At 36.2% G+C, this 19,032-nt stretch carries 21 protein-coding genes; 9 read left to right on the top strand and 12 right to left on the bottom strand.

From position 1 onward, the window contains the following. Positions 1 to 7: 7 nt before the first annotated feature. The 5 genes from AAOP42_RS19290 to AAOP42_RS19270 are packed head-to-tail and all read right to left on the bottom strand — an operon-like array spanning position 8 to position 4,689. Positions 8 to 1,261, bottom strand: coding sequence for a nucleotide sugar dehydrogenase (locus tag AAOP42_RS19290; RefSeq protein ID WP_349530214.1), 1,254 nt, complete (start codon positions 1,259 to 1,261; stop codon positions 8 to 10). A gap of 27 nt (positions 1,262 to 1,288) precedes the next feature. Next, positions 1,289 to 2,233, bottom strand: coding sequence for a UDP-glucuronic acid decarboxylase family protein (locus tag AAOP42_RS19285; RefSeq protein ID WP_349530213.1), 945 nt, complete (start codon positions 2,231 to 2,233; stop codon positions 1,289 to 1,291). 1 nt (position 2,234) lies between these two features. Continuing rightward, on the bottom strand, positions 2,235 to 2,789 hold the full coding sequence (gene rfbC / locus AAOP42_RS19280; RefSeq protein WP_349530212.1) for a dTDP-4-dehydrorhamnose 3,5-epimerase: 555 nt from the start codon (positions 2,787 to 2,789) through the stop codon (positions 2,235 to 2,237). Further along, complete coding sequence (gene rfbA, locus AAOP42_RS19275; protein ID WP_349530211.1) at positions 2,786 to 3,649, bottom strand: glucose-1-phosphate thymidylyltransferase RfbA; 864 nt, start codon at positions 3,647 to 3,649, stop codon at positions 2,786 to 2,788. Before rfbA ends, rfbC begins: the two co-directional genes overlap by 4 nt. 17 nt (positions 3,650 to 3,666) lie before the next feature. Then, positions 3,667 to 4,689, bottom strand: coding sequence for an NAD-dependent epimerase (locus AAOP42_RS19270; protein WP_349530210.1), 1,023 nt, complete (start codon positions 4,687 to 4,689; stop codon positions 3,667 to 3,669). 118 nt (positions 4,690 to 4,807) lie between these two features. Between AAOP42_RS19270 and AAOP42_RS19265 the strand changes: the two genes are divergently transcribed. From AAOP42_RS19265 to ccsA (AAOP42_RS19245), 5 genes are read left to right on the top strand one after another with little or no spacing between them, the layout of a single operon-like run. After that, complete coding sequence (locus AAOP42_RS19265; protein WP_349530209.1) at positions 4,808 to 5,476, top strand: heme exporter protein CcmB; 669 nt, start codon at positions 4,808 to 4,810, stop codon at positions 5,474 to 5,476. Positions 5,477 to 5,486: 10 nt separating this feature from the next. Further along, complete coding sequence (gene ccsA, locus AAOP42_RS19260) at positions 5,487 to 6,155, top strand: cytochrome c biogenesis protein CcsA (protein WP_349530235.1); 669 nt, start codon at positions 5,487 to 5,489, stop codon at positions 6,153 to 6,155. A 1-nt stretch (position 6,156) separates the two neighbouring features. Continuing rightward, entirely contained in the window at positions 6,157 to 6,411 is a 255-nt protein-coding gene (locus AAOP42_RS19255; protein ID WP_349530208.1) for a CcmD family protein, read from the top strand. Between the two features lie 12 nt (positions 6,412 to 6,423). Continuing rightward, positions 6,424 to 6,834, top strand: a complete 411-nt coding sequence (locus AAOP42_RS19250) for a cytochrome c maturation protein CcmE domain-containing protein (protein WP_349530207.1) — start codon at positions 6,424 to 6,426, stop codon at positions 6,832 to 6,834. Beyond that, complete coding sequence (ccsA, locus tag AAOP42_RS19245) at positions 6,835 to 9,378, top strand: cytochrome c biogenesis protein CcsA (protein WP_349530206.1); 2,544 nt, start codon at positions 6,835 to 6,837, stop codon at positions 9,376 to 9,378. On the opposite strand, the gene AAOP42_RS19240 is transcribed toward ccsA (AAOP42_RS19245), so the two are convergent. Both AAOP42_RS19240 and AAOP42_RS19235 read right to left on the bottom strand, forming a co-directional pair. Further along, positions 9,363 to 9,779: a hypothetical protein gene (locus tag AAOP42_RS19240; protein ID WP_349530205.1), complete on the bottom strand. Its 417-nt coding sequence runs from the start codon at positions 9,777 to 9,779 to the stop codon at positions 9,363 to 9,365. The two genes, ccsA (AAOP42_RS19245) and AAOP42_RS19240, sit on opposite strands and share 16 nt — an antisense overlap. A gap of 90 nt (positions 9,780 to 9,869) precedes the next feature. Continuing rightward, positions 9,870 to 10,967: a glycoside hydrolase family 3 protein gene (locus tag AAOP42_RS19235; RefSeq protein WP_349530204.1), complete on the bottom strand. Its 1,098-nt coding sequence runs from the start codon at positions 10,965 to 10,967 to the stop codon at positions 9,870 to 9,872. Between the two features lie 233 nt (positions 10,968 to 11,200). Here AAOP42_RS19235 and gcvH point away from each other — a divergent pair, with 233 nt between their 5' ends. From gcvH to AAOP42_RS19220, 3 genes are all read left to right on the top strand, one after another. Continuing rightward, positions 11,201 to 11,581, top strand: coding sequence for a glycine cleavage system protein GcvH (gcvH, locus tag AAOP42_RS19230; protein ID WP_349530203.1), 381 nt, complete (start codon positions 11,201 to 11,203; stop codon positions 11,579 to 11,581). A 34-nt stretch (positions 11,582 to 11,615) separates the two neighbouring features. Further along, a complete protein-coding gene (locus AAOP42_RS19225; RefSeq protein WP_349530202.1) occupies positions 11,616 to 11,966 on the top strand; it encodes a VanZ family protein in 351 nt (116 codons plus the stop codon). Between the two features lie 69 nt (positions 11,967 to 12,035). Then, positions 12,036 to 12,710, top strand: a complete 675-nt coding sequence (locus AAOP42_RS19220; protein ID WP_349530201.1) for an energy transducer TonB — start codon at positions 12,036 to 12,038, stop codon at positions 12,708 to 12,710. Positions 12,711 to 12,760: 50 nt separating this feature from the next. On the opposite strand, the gene nth is transcribed toward AAOP42_RS19220, so the two are convergent. The 3 genes from nth to AAOP42_RS19205 all read right to left on the bottom strand — a co-directional run bounded on the left by nth (position 12,761) and on the right by AAOP42_RS19205 (position 14,277). Continuing rightward, positions 12,761 to 13,399 (bottom strand): endonuclease III, encoded by a 639-nt coding sequence (nth, locus tag AAOP42_RS19215; protein ID WP_349530200.1) that lies wholly within the window; start codon positions 13,397 to 13,399, stop codon positions 12,761 to 12,763. A gap of 85 nt (positions 13,400 to 13,484) precedes the next feature. Continuing rightward, positions 13,485 to 13,703 (bottom strand): hypothetical protein, encoded by a 219-nt coding sequence (locus tag AAOP42_RS19210; RefSeq protein WP_349530199.1) that lies wholly within the window; start codon positions 13,701 to 13,703, stop codon positions 13,485 to 13,487. Then, the gene (locus tag AAOP42_RS19205) at positions 13,678 to 14,277 is read right to left on the bottom strand and encodes an RNA polymerase sigma factor (RefSeq protein WP_349530198.1); all 600 of its coding nucleotides are present in this window, start codon (positions 14,275 to 14,277) and stop codon (positions 13,678 to 13,680) included. The genes AAOP42_RS19210 and AAOP42_RS19205 overlap by 26 nt, the downstream gene beginning before the upstream one ends. 276 nt (positions 14,278 to 14,553) lie before the next feature. Between AAOP42_RS19205 and AAOP42_RS19200 the strand changes: the two genes are divergently transcribed. Then, positions 14,554 to 14,835: a DUF427 domain-containing protein gene (locus tag AAOP42_RS19200; RefSeq protein WP_349530197.1), complete on the top strand. Its 282-nt coding sequence runs from the start codon at positions 14,554 to 14,556 to the stop codon at positions 14,833 to 14,835. A gap of 2 nt (positions 14,836 to 14,837) precedes the next feature. Here the strand turns inward: AAOP42_RS19200 and AAOP42_RS19195 are convergent, their stop codons facing one another. Both AAOP42_RS19195 and AAOP42_RS19190 read right to left on the bottom strand, forming a co-directional pair. After that, entirely contained in the window at positions 14,838 to 17,690 is a 2,853-nt protein-coding gene (locus tag AAOP42_RS19195) for a TolB family protein (RefSeq protein ID WP_349530196.1), read from the bottom strand. Next, a complete protein-coding gene (locus AAOP42_RS19190) occupies positions 17,691 to 18,839 on the bottom strand; it encodes an aminotransferase class V-fold PLP-dependent enzyme (RefSeq protein ID WP_349530195.1) in 1,149 nt (382 codons plus the stop codon). It abuts the gene before it with no gap. Between the last annotated feature and the right edge of the window lie 193 nt (positions 18,840 to 19,032).

Here is a 19,032-nt window from a genome sequence, read left to right as displayed (position 1 = left end):
TTTGATATTATAATGTAATATCCGCTAACCCTTTTGGTAATATCCCTTTTATATCATAGATGATATTCTGATCAGTTTTAACTTGTGTCCAATCAATTTTGGAATATTCACTATGTGAAACAGCAACAATGATAGCATTGTAATTAGGATCTATATTTTCAACCAAATCAATATTGTGGACGGTTTTTACTTCTTCTCGATCTGCTTCAGGATCGTGGGCATCTACATGGATATTAAAGCTCTTTAGTTCTTTAATGATATCAAATACTTTTGAATTTCGAATATCCGGACAATTTTCTTTGAAAGTAATTCCCATGACCAATATTTTCGATTGACTCACATTTATGCCTTTTCCGACAATCATTTTTACAACTTGTGTGGCAATGAACCTGCCCATATTGTCATTTATCCTTCTACCGGCAAGAATAACCTCTGCGTGGTATCCGAGACTGTCGGCTTTGTGTGTAAGGTAATAGGGATCTACACCAATGCAATGCCCTCCTACTAAGCCTGGCCGAAAAGGTAAGAAATTCCATTTGGTTCCGGCAGCTTCGAGTACTTCCAGTGTGTTCAAATTCATCTTTTCAAATACCAGAGCCAACTCATTAACAAAAGCAATGTTGATGTCTCGTTGAGCATTTTCGATTACTTTGGAAGCTTCTGCTACTTTAATAGATGATGCCTTATGGGTCCCTGCTTTAATGATAGACTTATAAAAATCATCAACAACCGTGGCAATTTCCTCATTGCTACCACTGGTCACCTTTTTAATATCTGTTACTCTTCTGTTTTTATCTCCTGGATTTATTCTTTCAGGCGAATATCCACAAAAGAAGTCAATATTATATTTAAGGCCGCTTTCGGCCTCCATAACCGGAACACAGTCCTCTTCGGTACAACCCGGGTAAACCGTAGATTCGAAAACTACTATATCTCCTTTGGTTAATTGAGAACCAATGATCCTTGAGGCAGAAATAAGTGGTTTTAAATCTGGCTTGTTGTTAACATCTATCGGGGTTGGAACAGTTACAATATAAAAATTAGAAGTATTTAGATCATTTGGATCATGACTAAATTTAAGGTTTGATGCTTTAGCCAATTCATCATTACTTACTTCCTTTGTCCTATCAAAACCTTTGTTCAATTCTTCGAGTCTTTCAGGCTTGATATCAAAACCCAGTACGGGATATTTTTTAGCTGCTTCAATGGCCAATGGCAGTCCAACATATCCCATTCCTATGATTGCAACTTTGTGGTTCATAATATCCGCAGTTTTTAGTAGGTAAGTTTAACCTTGAACAACCTTTTTGAAATACTCCAAAGTAGGTTTTAATCCCTCACTTCTTGAAAAAGTAGGATTCCACCCAAGAATTTCCTGAGCTTTGGTGATATCCGGTTTTCTTTGTTTGGGATCGTCTTCCGGTAAAGGTTTATATATGATTTTGGATTTTGTATCCGTCAATCTTATTATTTCTTCTCCAAATTCCTTAATGGTAATTTCATCAGGGTTCCCAATATTTACGGGGTATGCGTAATCACTCAAAAGCAACCTGTATATTCCTTCTACCAAATCATCTACATAACAAAATGATCTGGTTTGTGAACCGTCACCAAATGCAGTTAAATTTTCACCTCTCAATGCTTGTCCTATAAACGCAGGTAAAACCCTGCCATCGTCCAGTCTCATTCTTGGGCCGTATGTATTGAATATTCGAACTATTCTGGTTTCCAGCCCATGGAAAGTATGATAAGCCATGGTAATAGCTTCTTGAAATCTTTTTGCTTCGTCATAAACCCCTCTTGGTCCTATAGGATTTACATTGCCCCAATAATCCTCGGTTTGTGGGTGGACAAGTGGATCTCCATACACTTCGGAGGTCGATGCTATGAGTATCCTGGCATTTTTTGCTTTAGCTAATCCAAGCAGATTGTGTGTGCCTAATGATCCAACCTTTAATGTTTGAATTGGCATTTTAAGATATTCTATTGGACTCGCAGGAGAGGCAAAATGAAGAATATAATCCAGTTCGCCAGGTACGTGAACAAATTTTGAAACATCATTGTGGTAAAATTCAAAATCCTTTTCTTTAAAAAGGTGCTCGATGTTATTTAGTGAACCAGTCAAAAGATTGTCCATGGCGATAACCCGATACCCTTCTTTAAGGAAGCGATCACATAAATGTGACCCTAAAAAACCTGCTCCTCCTGTAATCAATACTCTTTTTTTGCTCATTTTATTCAAAATTGTTTGGGGTTAATTCCAAGTTTAATAATTTTTGATCTTTATCAGATACTACGATTTCATTTTTATCTATTTCCCATACTATACCAAGATTGGGATCGCAATAACTAATTCCATTATCATGTCCGGGTGAATATCCATTGTCTATGGCATAAAATATCTCTGCAACTTCAGACAATACTAAAAAGCCATGGGCAAATCCTTTTGGGATAAAAAGCTGGTTTCTTTTTTCTTCAGATAAAATTACCGAATAATGTTGGCCATAAGTTAAAGAGTTTTTTCTAACATCAACAATTACATCCTGAACACTACCCTTGGTAACACCTATTAGCTTGGACTGAGCCATTGGATTGAGTTGGTAATGCAACCCACGAAGTACTCCTTTTGTGGAACGAGAATAGTTAAACTGAACTACATTGAACTCAAAACCTGTTAACTGTTTGAAATTTTCTTTGTTAAACCATTCAAAAAAGAAGCCTCTGTTGTCATGAAATATTTTAGGTTCAATATAAAAAGCTCCAACGAGCTCAAGTGGTTTTACTATCATAATTTAAGAAGGTTCAATAAATATATTCCATAACCGCTTTTCTTTAGGGGTTCGGCTAGAGCTACCAATTGTCTTTCATCAATATAACCCATTTTAAAACCAATCTCCTCAATACATCCAATTTTTAGGCCTTGCCTTTCTTCGATTGCTTGCACGAAAGACCCAGCTTGCATCAATGATGGAAATGTGCCCGTATCCAGCCAGGCAGTTCCCCTATCCATTACCGATACTTTTAACCTGCCCATTTCCATATACTTTTTATTGATATCGGTGATCTCTAATTCACCTCTTTTGCTTGGCTTCAGATTTTTAGCAATTTCTACTACTTCATTGTCATAGTAATACAATCCAGGAACGGCATAATGAGATTTGGGGAATTCGGGCTTTTCTTCGATAGATATTGCATTTTTATCAGGATCAAATTCTACTACTCCATATCGTTCAGGATCATTGACATGATAGGCAAAGACAATTCCCCCTTCAGGATCATTGCATTGCTGAAGTTTTTTGGACAATCCTGAAGCATAAAAAATATTGTCTCCAAGCACCAGACATACTTTATCTGTACCGATAAACTTTTCTCCTATAATAAAGGCCTGGGCTAATCCTTCTGGTTTTTCCTGAACTTCATAGGAAAACACACAACCAAATTTCTTTCCATCGCCAAGAAGTTTTTCAAAAAGTGGCAAATCTTGTGGTGTTGATATGATCAATATTTCCCTTATGCCTGAAAGCATTAAAACAGAAAGGGGATAATAAATCATTGGTTTGTCAAAGACAGGAAGCATCTGTTTGCTGATCACAGAAGTAAGGGGATGGAGTCGGGTACCAGACCCTCCGGCTAATATTATTCCTTTCATGAAATGTAAGTTACTTATTAGACACTGTAGTATTTTTTATACCATTCTACAAATTGACTTATTCCATATTCCAATGATGTACTTGGTTTATAGCCCACATCATTCATCAAATCATCTACATTGGCGTAAGTTCTTGGGACATCTCCTTTTTGAATGGGCAGATAATTTTTAATGGCTTTTTTTCCAAGGCATTTCTCAATGGTCTCAATGAAATATGCCAATTCCACAGGGTTGTTATTGCCTATATTGTAAATCTTATAAGGAGCGAAACTTGTAGCAGGATCCGGGTTTTCACCTGACCAGTTTTCATTTGGCTTGGCTGGAAATTTTATCAACCTTACAATGCCCTCTACGATATCTTCAACATAGGTAAAATCTCTTAGCATTTTCCCATTGTTAAACACGTCAATTGGTTTTCCCTCTAGTATTGCTTTGGTAAATAGAAATAACGCCATATCGGGTCTGCCATACGGACCATAAGCTGTAAAAAACCGTAATCCGGTTGTTGGGATTTTAAACAAAGCAGCATAAGTATGAGCTATAAGCTCATTCGCCTTTTTGGTAGCAGCATATAAAGAAATCGGATGATCTACATTACTATGGGCTGAAAAGGGCATATTGGTGTTTGCTCCATAAACTGAACTGGAAGAAGCAAATATCAAATGTCCGGCATTGTGATGCCTGCAATTTTCTATCAGGTTGACGAATCCATTAACATTTGCGTCCAGATATGCTTTAGGGTTTTCTAAAGAATACCTTACCCCTGCCTGAGCAGCAAGATTAATTACTGTATCAAATTTAATGTCACTAAAAATGGCATCCAATGAGTTGGTATCATTGAGGTCAATTTTATGAAACGTAAAATTTTCAAAATTCTCTAATATTGCCAACCTGTCTTTTTTTAGCTTGACATCATAGTAGTCGTTGATATTGTCTATGCCCACTACTGTATAGCCGTCATTGCATAGCCTTTTTGACAGATGAAATCCAATAAATCCTGCTGCTCCAGTGACGAGAATATTTCCGGTTTCTTCGGACATCTTATGATTTGATTGTAAGCCACAATGCTAAGCCTTATTCGTCATTTATGCAAAGTATAATTTGCTGTTATATGGTTAAATAAAGTGTTTAATGATCTAAATTTGTACTTCGAGAGATATGCTATTAAATGAGATAAAATCACTGTTTTATAAAGAGCTCATGCTGGAGTGGAGGCATAAGTATGCCTTAAATGGTATTTTACTTTATACCTTTTCTACTATTTTTATTTGTTATCTAAGTTTTAATATTAAGAATACCGGAATAAGCCACTTGACCTGGAACGCCCTATTTTGGATAATCATGTTGTTTTCTGCAACAAGCGCAATAGCAAAAAGTTTTGTTCAGGAGAATCAAAATCGAATGCTGTATTATTATACTCTTGCGAGCCCTCAAGGCATTATTTTGTCAAAAATCATTTACAATTTATTATTAATGTGGCTGCTATCATTGTTGGCTATAGGTGTATACAGCATGGTCTTGGGTTATCCTATTCAGGATCATGGGCTGTTTTTCATAAATCTGCTTTTAGGTTCTTTAGGTCTTTCCACCACATTGACAATGATTTCAGGGATAGCATCTAAAGCTGGTAACAATGGAATATTAATGGCAATTTTGTCTTTTCCGGTAGTCATTCCTGTAATTTTGATGGTAATTAAAATATCCAAAAATGCAATAGATGGGATCGCCAGAAGTGAAAGTATGGACGAGATCATAACATTGTGTGCAATTAATTTAATTGTAGGAACTTTGGCTTACTTATTGTTTCCGTATTTATGGAGAAGTTGATATGAATAACATAAAAAAATCGTGGTGGAAATGGTTGGCAATTGCACTGGTTGCTTACACCATTGTTGGAGGCTTGTTACTGGAAGTTCCAAGGCTGGTAATATTGAATGAAAGTATTAGAAACCTGTATTTTCATGTAACCATGTGGTTTGGGATGATTATACTGTTGACTGCATCGATGGTGTATTCCATAAAATACCTTTCTTCACAAAACCAAAAGTTTGACATCAAAGCGGTAGAATTTGCCAACATTGGTATTCTATTCGGAATGCTTGGTTTGGTAACGGGAATGCTTTGGGCCACATACACCTGGGGGGAACCCTGGAGTGGAGACCCAAAACAAAATTCATCGGCAATAGCATTACTGATATACATGGCTTATCTGGTTTTAAGAAATTCACTGGAAGACGAACAACAAAAAGCAAGAATTTCAGCTGTGTATAATATTTTTGCGTTTGCAGCGATGATTCCTCTTTTGTTTATACTTCCGAGAATGGCCGATTCGTCATTGCATCCCGGAAACGGAGGCAATCCTGGTTTTAACTATTATGATCTGGACAATAAGCTCAGAATTGTGTTCTATCCCGCTGTGATTGGATGGACGTTGCTGGGGCTTTGGGTGGCAACATTGAGGGTAAGGATCAAAGAAATCTTATTAAAAATGATAAACGAGAATTAAGATGAAAAAATACTTGATCATGATATGCCTGTTTTTTTCTTTGCAGCTTTCAGCACAAGATGGAAAATATAAGATCACCGATTCTGATTATTCTAATAAAAATGTAGAAATGGCAGATGAAATGAGATCAAATGGTAAAATTTACGTAGTAGTTGGAGTAATCTTTTTGATTTTTGCAGGTATCACTTTCTATATCTATAAAATAGACAGGAAATTAACTGCTTTAGAAAAGAGCATTAAATCTTCGAACGACTAAAATGTTAATACAATGAAAAAATCACACATTTTTGGGGTAATTATCATAGGAGTTGCTATTATGATTATCATTTCTACCGCAGGGGACGCCAGCACGTATGTGACTTTCGGAGAAGCTAAAGAATTTGCTCAAAACGGGGACGATAAAAAAATACATGTAGTAGGATCTTTGAAAAAGGATACCAATGGAGAGGTTGTGGGACTGAAAACCAGCCCGGATATGCTTTCTTTTTCTTTTCAAATGGTTGACCATAATGGAGTGGAGCAAAGCGTCATTTTTAATGAACCTATGCCTGCGGATTTTTTGAGATCGGAACAAGTAGTAGTAGTAGGGTCTTACAATAAAGATCTTTTTGTGGCAAGTAAAATCCTGATGAAATGCCCTTCTAAATATCAGGATGAAACCGTTGAAATTAGCAGTTAAATGATACATACTTTTGTTGGCAACCTTGGCCATTTTTTAATCATAGCTTCATTTATTACAGCTTTGGTGGCCACTTATGGCTATGTAAAATCAGTATATGCTGTTGATTTGACAGAAAAATCAACCTGGGCTAAATATGCCAGAACAGTTTTTATTACCCATGGTCTGTTGGTAATGGGTGTTGTGGGTACACTTTTTTATATTATCCACAATCACTACTTCGAATACCATTATGCTTACAGTCACACTTCGTCTGTATTACCTGTTTATTATCAAATATCAAGTTTTTGGGAAGGTCAGGAAGGGTCGTTTTTGCTTTGGATATTTTGGAATGTAATTCTTGGGCTTGTATTGATAAAGACCAATAAGACTTGGGAAGCTCCAATAATGGCTGTTTTTGCACTGGTTCAGGGGTTTTTGGTATCCATGATTTTGGGCGCAGTGCTTTTCAATGTGAAAATAGGAAGTACTCCATTTCTATTGTTAAGAGATGTGATTGATGCTCCAATTTTTAAAACAGACCCTAATTTTGTTCCTGTAGATGGTACGGGACTCAACCCATTGCTACAAAATTACTGGATGGTGATTCATCCCCCAACGTTGTTTCTGGGGTTTGCTACTACGTTGATTCCTTTTGCTTTTTGTATTGCAGGTTTATGGCTTGGTAAATATAAAGAATGGGTGCGGCCTGCTTTGCCCTGGGCATTATTTTCGGGAGTAGTGTTGGGAGTGGGGATATTGATGGGAGGATATTGGGCCTATGAGACCCTGAATTTTGGTGGGTACTGGAATTGGGATCCGGTGGAAAATGCAGTTTATGTACCTTGGATTGTGCTGATAGCAGCCATCCACACGATGATTGCTTTTAAGAAAAGTAATAATGCTTTGAAGGCCGCTATTATTCTGGTCATTTCATCTTTTATTCTGATAATATATGCGACATTCCTAACGCGTAGTGGGATTTTAGGCGATTCATCAGTGCATTCATTTACTGACCTTGGGCTGTCTGGTCAGTTACTAATTTACCTGTTGGCGTTTATTGCGATTTCTATATTTGTTGCAGCAAGGTCATGGAAACACCTGCCTACAGATAAAGAAGAAACTTCTGCATATTCCAGAGAGTTTTGGATTTTCATGGGTGCGGCTGTTTTGTGTTTGATGGGATTTCAGGTAATCATTCCTACATCTATGCCGGTTTATAATGCAATTCTGGAAAATTTTGGAATCGAATCCAACCTGGCCCCACCTGTCGATGCGATAGGCTTTTATACCAAGTTCCAACTTTGGTTCTCTATACTATTGGCATTGCTATCTGGTACGGGTCAGTTTTTCTGGTGGAACAAAATGGATAAGAGCAAGCTGAAAGATGAATTGTTTTTACCTGTAGTAATTGCACTGGTATTATCTGCCATTATTATTATGGTGGGAAAAATTACAGATATATCCTATATGCTATTGCTTACTGCAGGTTTGTATTCTATTGCTGCCAATGGTAAAATATTGTTACGGGTTTTGAAATCTAATTATAAACTATCAGGAGGAGCAATAGCTCATATAGGTATTGCAATGGTTTTGATAGGAATATTATTTTCTTCAGGATATTCAAAAATTATTTCTATCAACAATACCGGTCTGGTTTGGCACAAAGATTTTCCTGATGAGATTAACCAAAAAAACCTGCTACTCTTTTTGAACGAACCCAGGCAAATGGCAGGATACTCGTTGAATTACAGAGGTTTGAGGAAAATAGTTGATGGGGTACCAGGTTATGTAAAATCATATTTTCTTGAATCGACAATGGATCCTACACTTGCTGTTGTAAATAGAGAAATTATAGTGAATGGTAAAACCTATTATAGTATTGGTGATACAGTCAGACTAAAAAATCATGAAACCAGCTATTTTGAAATTGAATATCAAAAAGCAAATGGCAAGACATTTTCACTTTATCCTACAGTTCAGATTAACAAACAAATGGAGATGACTGTATATTCTCCTGATATCAGCAGAACGGTGGGAATGGATTTATATACGCACGTCAGGACATTTCCAGACCCGGCAGAAGACACAGAATGGAGTGAAACGCAAGAGGAAAGTATCAGCATTGGTCAAACATTTATAGTAAATGATTTTATAGCCGAGCTAAAAGAAGTGAAAAAGATAGATGAAGTGAGAGGAGTACCTTTATCATCTGAGGACGTTGCTGTAAAGGCCATCATTAATATAAAAGGTAAAGATCAGGAATACGTTATAGAACCAATATATATTATTAAGGATAGAATGGCTGGAAGAATCCCAGACATATCACATGAGTTAGGTATTAAAATGTCGTTGCTTAATATTGACCCACGTAGCGGCTCTTTTACGTTTGGTGTCAATACCACTCAAAAAGATTGGATCATACTGGAAGCTGTTGAAAAACCTCTGATAAATGTGTTATGGATTGGTACTTTGATTATGGTGCTGGGTTTTATAATGGCCATACACCGAAGGTATTCTGAGTTTAGAAAAATGAGAGACAAAGAATCTTACGATTTAGCATAGGGCTCTGTAAATGTGCAGCCATCTTCATCGCTGTATGTTAGTGTCAGATTCCTTTTATCTAAAGAGAATGCTCTTCTTGAACAATCTCCATTGGTCTCACAAAAAATAATATCAGAATCCGTTACTGTAAAAGTACCTTCTGTGGTAGTGGGGTTTCCTGTTTCTCTTGAATCCAACATTGAATAACTCCCATCATCATTAAAAGACAATTCAAAGCAGAATATATTACAAGTAGTTTCCCCGTTATCATCCTCATCTATGCATTCTGAAACGTTTACGGACGAAGCATTCCAGTCGCCAATAAGACTTTTTAAAACATCTTCTTTTTCATCTTTACTACAGCCGGATATGAATATAGATGTTAACAGAAACGTTGTTAATAAAAATGCAGACCTGTTCATGATTTTATTGTTTTAAAAATATTAACTAATGCAAGTTAGTAAATATTGTAGATTGCTGGATAAGCAGTACAAAAAACAGACATTATTTGACTACAAGCTACTTTTCATTTTTATTATTCGACGGTAAGAGGTTGCAATTCTTTCTTGTGTAACATCTCCTGAATTTACCATGTTCAGGATGGCACTATGTATTTGAGAGGCCGTTTTTCTTTCATTTTCTTCTACCATATTTGCAAACATTAGTACATCCACTCCTGCATCAATTGCCATTTTCAATGATTGCTCAAAACCATAGTGTTTACTTATGGCATGCATTTGCATATCATCAGAAAATACAACTCCATTATATCCTAAAACATTTCTAAGAATATTATTTATAATAAACGGCGATAGAGTCGCAGGAAGTTTGTTTTCATCGAGATGTCCGTTGATGATATGTGCCGTCATGATTCCATCTGCTAAAGCCGAATCTATCAGGTATTTATATGGCATCAATTCCCTGAACTGCCAATAGTCAGTGACATCTGCTATGCCTAGGTGTGTATCAGCATGTGAACTCCCGTGACCGGGAAAATGTTTTAAAACAGTCAGTACTCCATTTTCATGATGAGTCCGTATCACCTGAGCAGCATGTTTAGCTACTATTTTTTCATCAGAAGAATAACTTCTTCCCATTCCACCAATTACAGGATTCTTAGGATTCACATTAACATCTACATTGGGAGCCAGGTTTATATTTATGCCTAAATCTGCTAAGAGGCTTGCTGTTTTATTGGCATAAAAGCGAGTGGAATCCAGATTGTCTGTCTCACCAAGATTTTGTGCTGTTGTTGTTGCAGGAAAACCATATTTTGGTTTGAGGCGGTTTACTCTTCCTCCTTCTTCATCTATGCTTATGAAAAGTGGTATTGAACTTTTAGATTGCAGCATATCAATAGTTCTTTTCAACTGCTTTTCAGGACTATTTTTATTAATGTTTTTTTCAAAAAGGACAACACCAGTTATATATCCTTTTTCTATTTCGGTGAGAATTTCTTCCTTTTCGGTGATATATGAAAAATCACCAATGCCGGTAATGATCATTTGTCCAATCATTACTTCTAGGGATACCGAATCCGTTTGCAAAGTTGTGCCTGGAGGATTGTCCTCTGCCTGGAGGATATTTTGTGCAAGTGATTGAGTGCACATTAAGATACCCAACCCTATTGTAAAATTTTTTATTCGCTTACTCATATGCAATACTAAGACAAATATTTAAGGTGATTCGGAATCAATTGAACATTTGGATAGTTTTCTATGATTACTATTTTTCCTCTAAAATCCTACAAATGGGAAAAAAGTTAGTCGGCTTGTCTTCAAATTTAAAATAAAAGGTAATTTTGATCCAAAAGTTAAAATTTAAAAACATAACGCAATATAAGATGAATATACCCGATGATTTATTATACACCAAAGACCATGAATGGGTAAAGATAGAAGGTGATGAGGCAAAAGTAGGAATCACAGAATTTGCACAGGGTGAACTGGGCGATATCGTATATGTGGAAATAGAAACAGAAGGAGAAACAATTGCTAAAGGAGAGCTTTTTGGAACCATCGAAGCAGTGAAAACCGTTTCAGACCTTTTCATGCCTATGTCGGGAGAAGTGACAGAATTTAATGAAGAATTAGAATCTGAACCTGAAATTGTGAATTCCGATCCTTATGGAGATGGCTGGATGATAAAAATTGCTCTTTCTGACATGTCGGAAAAAGAATTTCTCATTGATGCTGCTACATATAGGGAGTTGATAGGAAAATAATGTGGGGTTGATTTCTGGTCAAAATAAGTATAAAATGTCTGTTATAGGATGGTCTCTGATCATCCTGTTTTTTACCCTTTCATCCTCTGCTCCTGATGCTATACCAAGGTTTGACATCCCCCATTTCGATAAAATAGGTCATTTTGGGTTGTTTTTCGTGTTAACCGTTCTGCTTTTTCAAGCATTGAAACCATTAGACAAGATGATCAAATGGATTGGTCTTTTCGTATATTGTATATTTTTAGGGGTAATTACAGAATATTTACAAACAAAAATACCTGGAAGATCAGGAGATGTTTTGGATTTAATAGCTGATTTGGTTGGAAGTATTTCAGGGTTTTTTGTGACTTTCTACATTAATTCGCATTATAGAAGTGTGAATTAATACATACTTACTTATATTTGACGTTGCTATGTTATCTGGTAGAATTTATTAAACATTAATACATAAGAAATGGAGCCGAAGAAAAACCCTAAGGCAGATTTAGACAGAAAGACCGGAATGTTTTTTAACATTGGTCTTGCTATAAGTCTTGCTATCGTTTTGACAGCCTTTGAGTGGAGGTCATACGATGATGGAAATTTAGTTGATCTGGGTCAGCTTGATGATGATTTTGAAGATATAATGGAGATTCCTCCTACCGAGCAACCACCACCACCACCACCAAAAATTCAGTTGCCACAGATTATTGAAATTCCGGATGAAGAGGAGATAGAGGAAGAAATTGAGGTAGATCTTGATGTTGAGATTACTGAAGAAACAGTGATTGAAGATATCGTATTTGAAGAAGCACCTGAGGAAGAAGTGGCTGATGAGATTTTCGATATTGTGGAAGATCAGCCTACACCTCCGGGAGGAATGGCTGCCTTTTATAAATTTGTTGGTAAATCAATGAAATATCCAAACCAGGCAAGACGTATGGGTATTGAAGGTAGGGTTTTTGTTCAGTTCGTTGTGGATAAAGACGGAACCCTTACGGAGATTAAAGCAGTAAAAGGAATCGGGGCTGGGTGCGACGAAGAAGCAGTTAGAGTACTGAAAAGTGCTCCAAAGTGGAAGCCAGGCAAGCAAAGAGGAAGACCAGTAAAAGTGAGAATGATTCTCCCAATTACATTTAAGTTAAGCTAATACTTTATTGAAAATATAAAAGCTTAAACCCCGAAATTTCGGGGTTTTTTTTATGTCTTTTCAAAATATCGGCAAAAATTACTTATAGTACAACCTGCGCAATTGGGTTTTCTTGCTAAGCAGACATATCGTCCGTGTAGGATAAGCCAATGATGCGCTTTTGGAACGTGCTCTTTTGGAATGTGCTTTACCAGTTGTTTTTCTACTTCCAAAGGAGTTTTAGCATTTTGTGTTACCAATCCGATCCTTTTTGAAACCCTGAAAACATGGGTATCAACGGCCATGGTTGGTTGGTTGTACACCACTGAAGCTATTACATTTGCTGTTTTTCTTCCGACACCAGGTAGTTTTTGCAATTGATTAATGTCTTCTGGAACGATAGAGTCAAACTCCTCAACAAGCATTTTAGCCATACCAATAAGATGTTTTGTCTTATTGTTGGGGTAAGAGATGCTTCTTATGTATGGAAAAAGCTCTTCAAATGTAGTTTTGGCCAATACTTCAGGAGTAGGAAATTGTTCGAATAGTGCAGGAGTTGTCAGGTTTACTCTTTTGTCTGTGCATTGGGCACTAAGAATCACTGCTACCAATAGCTGGTAGGGATTTGTATATTCCAACTCAGTTTCTGCGTTGGGATTATTCTGACTAAAATAATTTATAAAGGATATATATCTTTCTTTTCTAGTCATATTGCATGGTAAGTTAATCGGTCAGGCAATATATTAGAATTGAGAAAAGATAAAAACTATTCTTATATAAGAATTGGCTTGTTCTTTATAAAAGGACAGAACTTTTGAAAATGTCGTTCATTGCTCTTTCCGATGGGCTAACGATCAAATGGTCAAGATCATAATATATTGATTTTAACCCGTCCAGTTTTTCACTTAGTTCGGAATCGCAAAGAACAGCATTTTCAATTTCAGAATTTTCTAATTCACTTGTTTCACCATAAATATAACGAATCAAGTCATTTTCGGTAAAAAGTATTGTCATAGGCAATAGTTGAATTTTGCATTTTTTTACGCAAATTAATCAACGCATATCGCATTCTGCCTAGTGCTGTGTTAATACTCACATCGGTGGCTTCAGCTATATCCTGAAAACTCATTTGCATATAATGCCTCATTATTAAAACTTCTTTTTGTGTTTCAGGGAGTTCCTGAACCAACTTTTTTAATAACGCATTTGTATCACTTTTTATTTGAAGTGATTCAATAGAATCCTCAGCAAATTCTAAAGTATTGAAAACTTTGCTCCCATCTTCCATGACTATTGTTGGATATCTCTTGTCTTTTCGGAAATAGTCAATCGCCAAATTATGTGCAATTCTCAAAATCCAGGGAAGAAATTTTCCCTCTTCATTGTATCTTCCTGATTTAATTGTTTTTACAACCTTAATAAAAGTATCCTGCAGCAAATCTTCTGCTACATATTTGTCTTTTACTATTAAATAAATTGTTGTAAATACCCTTGACTTGTGCCTTGACACCAGTTCTTCAAAAGCCTCTTCGTTACCGCTTTTGTAATGTGATACCAAATTGCTATCACTAACACCAAAATTATTCATCTGTTTACCTGTTTGTTTAACGTAGAGGTCTATATCATAATGAAGAAACGGGGTTTAGATGTGCTACATTTATTTACTGTGATTTCAAATGTATGTAAAAACAATTTGTATTCCAAAACACATTCGGTAAAAAATTATATTAATTCTTCTAAATATTATATATAATGAATTAATTTTTACTTTAAAAACAAATTAACCGTGTATGAGGAACTGTTTAGAGATTAGATTGTTTAGTTCAAAATAAATTCTTCTTGTAATTTAAAATAACGATTGAATATGAAAGCTATATGGAATGGTAAAGTAATTGCCGAAAGTAATGACACATTAGTTGTTGAAAATAATCATTACTTTCCGGAGAGTGCAGTCAAAAAGGAATTCTTGAAAAATAGCGGCACCCATACTATTTGTCCATGGAAGGGCACGGCAAATTACTACAGCTTAGAGGTAAACGGACAACAAAATAAAGATGCTGCCTGGTATTATCCAACACCAAGTGAATTGGCAAAAAACATCAAAAATTATGTCGCATTTTGGAAGGGAGTTATAGTTGAAAAATGATCTTAGAAAGTGATACCGCCAATTATTATTTCGACTCTGTTGTCATCAAACTCCGGCATGTAGGAATAGCGAACTCCCAGATCAAAAAGAAGTAAGTACCTCATAAGATTGAAGTTAAAGGAGAGTTCCGCTCCGTAGGATTTAAGAGCAATGTCAGTTTGGTTACTATCCGTTCCTAAGCCATCGTCATAAAAGCCATTGATGTAAATCCGTTGTAAATTAAATAATGGCCCAATATGTATATCAGGATACCACAATGGCATCTTATAATTGGCGGATAAATTTCTAAAATTTTTGAAAGGGAAATAACCAAAACCCCTTGTGAATTGAACAGGGCTGTCAAAATAGTAGTTAGTCGAGTTTTCATGTTGATAAGAACCTCTCAATCGTATTGAATGATGTTTGATAACTCCCGGAAAGAATAAATTGCTTTCTATAGCAAAGAGTTTGCTTTGATAGTTTCCTCCTATTGGAGTGTGATTATAGTGAATTGACAAAGACTGACCAAACTTACTATTTAGGTCAAGTTTACTTCTTCTCATATTATTGATAAATTGAATACTATGCTCCAAAGCATTTAGATTTCCATTGCCTGATTGATCTATAAATAACCTGTTGGGTAGATTGTATCCGGATACAGAAGTAAATATAGATTTTGAAGAGAAGGTAAGTTTCCGAAGGTATTTTGATTTCGTTAGTACAAGAGGTACTCTAAGCCCAGCAGATAAAGTTGTTTCTTTCCAATTGAAAGTTTGGTTGCCACCTTCTATATTCAGCGTGGTAGATCTGCTGCCATCAACTATGGATAAATCTACAATCGGATACAATGCCTGATAACTAATGATGCCATATTTCAACCAATTTCGTTCATCCGAGTCATATTTTAATCCGGTACTAATTGATGTAGTACTTAATATGTCTTGAGAATTGACACCAACAATTACTGAGTTATTTGTTGGAATGGCTGAAAGGCCCCAGGAATGAGGACGAATGGTATGCCATAATTTTTTATATGGTGTGGTCGAATATGTTTTGTATTGAATATTATTAAGTAATTCCTCCCCATTTTCTGCCTGAACCATCGGTTCTGAAAAGTTGATGTTTCGATCAGTAACATCTTTCAAAGGAGTCCATTTTGTTGTATTTAATGGCATTGATACTATGTCCATGCCGTTCGCACTAAATTGGTTGTATATTATTTCTTTTTTATCTGGAGAAAATGAAGGGTTAAAAGCACCATATTTAGAATGAGTCACCTGGAATACTTCTTTGGTGTCCATATCCAGTGCATAAATATTGTCAATACCATTTAAAGGAGAATTATAAAAAACATAGTTTTTAGATGAAACCGGATGGCCAAAGTTTTCATTTTTCGAAAACAATAAATTTTCTTCTATTCCTGTTTCTATATTTTTTTTAATGAAATACTTCCCGTCTTTCTCGCTTCTAAGTAATACAAGGGATTGTCCATCATCAGAGAATGATGGCATAGAATAATAATCATTGTGTGTGTTGGAGTATGTTTTTATCACTTCCCCAGACTGAAAATCCAACAATTGAATACAATATTTGTTGTCAGTAGTATTTTCAATAGCTGCGATGGTAGTACCATCGGGAGAAATGGCTGCTGAAGCAAATTTGCTTTTAGATGTGATTTTGCGAAAGGTATTGGTTGAAAGGTCAAAAGACTTGATAACAGAGTATGTTTTTTTCAACCATCTGGGATCAAATTCGAATTCCGTCCACACCACCCTGGTGTCATTGATACTCAAAAATCCGGGATCATTTAATATACCAGTAGTGAAGAGTACTTTTTCATTTCCTGATTGATCTATGGAAACCAACTTGTCGGTATCTGAAAATCCGGATTTTAAAGCGATGATTTTTCCATTTTCCAGCTGGTGAGGATAATGATAATCGGTATAAATGGAGTTGGTTCTGCGATTTTGTATGGCAGTATTATCTTCAGCAATGTTTTCGATTTGCTTTGTGTACAACTCTGACATTTCGGTGGTCATGTCATGATAGTTTTGCAAGAGGTTTTTTCCCGTTTCTTTTTTTATGGCATTAGAAAAAACAAAAGGTCTGTATGGAAAACCAAATGAGTGCCTGATAATTTTATCCCAGATATCTATTCCGTATTTTCTTTTGAAATAGGTAGTCATAAAATAACCGGTCACATAGTGGTTAGGCACAAAATCTTTGAAGGAAGTTAGGTGCTGCTTAGTATAGTTGAAACCTCCCTTTTCCATCAGGTTGGTTTTAAATGTCAACTCAAAACTCGGTGTTCTCCCACGGCCTGTTTTTGTAAATGAGGTTTCTATTCCTACGGCATCTCCTTCCCAAAACCAACTTGGTGCTGCTATTCCTGCTGCGAAAGCTAATCCGTATTCACCAAACCCAAAATACATCAACTTATTGATTGGAGAGTGATATGCTTTTTCGAACTGCACCATGTGGCGGTATTCATGCGTAGCTAGATGTTCGATCCAATCAACGTTTCCCCGACTTTTGTTGTCCTGTGGAGAGGTGGTAAAAAACTCTGACCTGCGAGGGCCGACGGTGACAAACCCATTGGAAATGGCATGTTGATTTTGAAGGATTACAGAAAACCTTCTGGGTTTAACTCCAAGAGATTTACTTGCAGGAGCATGAAGGTTCTCCAATATATTGGCTGTTCTATTTGCTTCAGATTCAAATCCATAAGGAAAGATTACCTTAAAATTATCTGTTTTGATTTGATTCCACTTGGTGGTAGCAGGGAGTGTTTCCAGTTCCAAAGATTGTGACTTTACCTCAAACAGCAAGCATGTAAGAATGAACCCAACTAATATGTAAAGCTTTTCTTTGTTCAATTAGAATACTTGTTTAAAAGACTTTACCAGACGATTCATATCCAATTGATCATTATACACATTGGGAGAAACCCTTATAAAATCCCCTCGAAATGACACACTAACTCTGTGTTTTTTAAAAGCATTTTTGATAGAATCCAATTTTTCTTTAGGGCACTTAATCCCAAATAAATGAGCACTTCTTTGACTCTCATTTTCAATAAACAATCCAAAATCTTTTAACTCCTCAATTGGGTTCGAAATTAATTTTTTGCAATATTCTTGAATGTTCTCAGGTTTCCATTTATTGATCTGTTTGATGGATTCTAAAAACATAGGAGTCAGGATGAAATTGCTGTGCTCACCCATTTCATATCTCAATGCTCCGGGTCGGTATTCATTTTCATAGTTGACCAGATTGGCAAAATCCTCACTACCGCTACGGTTAATCCAATTTTCTTCAACGGGTATGCCTTCGTCGAATGTAGCACCATAATAAGCAATGCCTATACTGTATGGCCCCAAAAGCCATTTGTAAGCGGCACAAACTAAGGCGTCTGGTTTTATCTTTTGAATCTCAAAAGGCAATGCCCCAACCGACTGTGTGCCATCTATTATCAATAGAGCCCCAACACTTGTCGTAGCAGCTCTAATAGCCTCTAAGTCGAACAATGTGCCATCTGCCCAATGAACATGCCCAATGGCTACTGCTTTTGTATTTTGATCGATGGCCGACAATATAGATTCATTCCACTTTGATCCTCGGTTTTCGAGAGTGTCAGGAGCGTGGATGGTTTTGAGTGTTGCATTGTTGTCGTTGCAAAGTCTCATCCAGGGATAAATATTACTTGGGAACTGATCTCCAACAACAATGATATTTTCACCTTTTTTGATTTTGATGTTTTTAGTCACGTTGGCAATACCATAAGAAGCAGATGGTATGAGAACCATTCTTTCGGGTTGATCACAATTCACCAACTGAGCAAAAAGAAGTCTGATGGTTTCAGTATCCTCAAAAAAATCATCTGGTGCTATTTTATGAGGTTTCCGCTTTTTTGAAATGCCAAGTCTTCCGGTATTCTCTGCCTTTTTCAATAAAGGAGACATGTAGGCACCATTGAGGTAAGCATCTTTACGACCAATTCTGAATTTTTCCCTTTGGCAATTCATTGTAGTTTATGATTATTAAAATTTACTAACATTCGACGAATTTATCCTTTTTTAGGAAACGTAAGTTTTCATAGAATATGAAAAGATTTTTTCGTGATTTCAAAAATACCCCATTCCCTAAAAAGGAGAATGAAAGTCCCCTTTAGGGGATTTAGGCCTGCCTGCCTGATCAGGCAGGGGTGTGCTTTTTAAT

Origin of the sequence: Reichenbachiella sp. MALMAid0571, from assembly GCF_040151475.1 — a bacterium.
In the GTDB taxonomy this organism is placed as follows: Bacteria; Bacteroidota; Bacteroidia; order Cytophagales; family Cyclobacteriaceae; genus CAXBNB01.
Note: the sequence above shows the minus strand (reverse complement) of the source record. Positions and strands in the feature narration are given on the sequence as shown.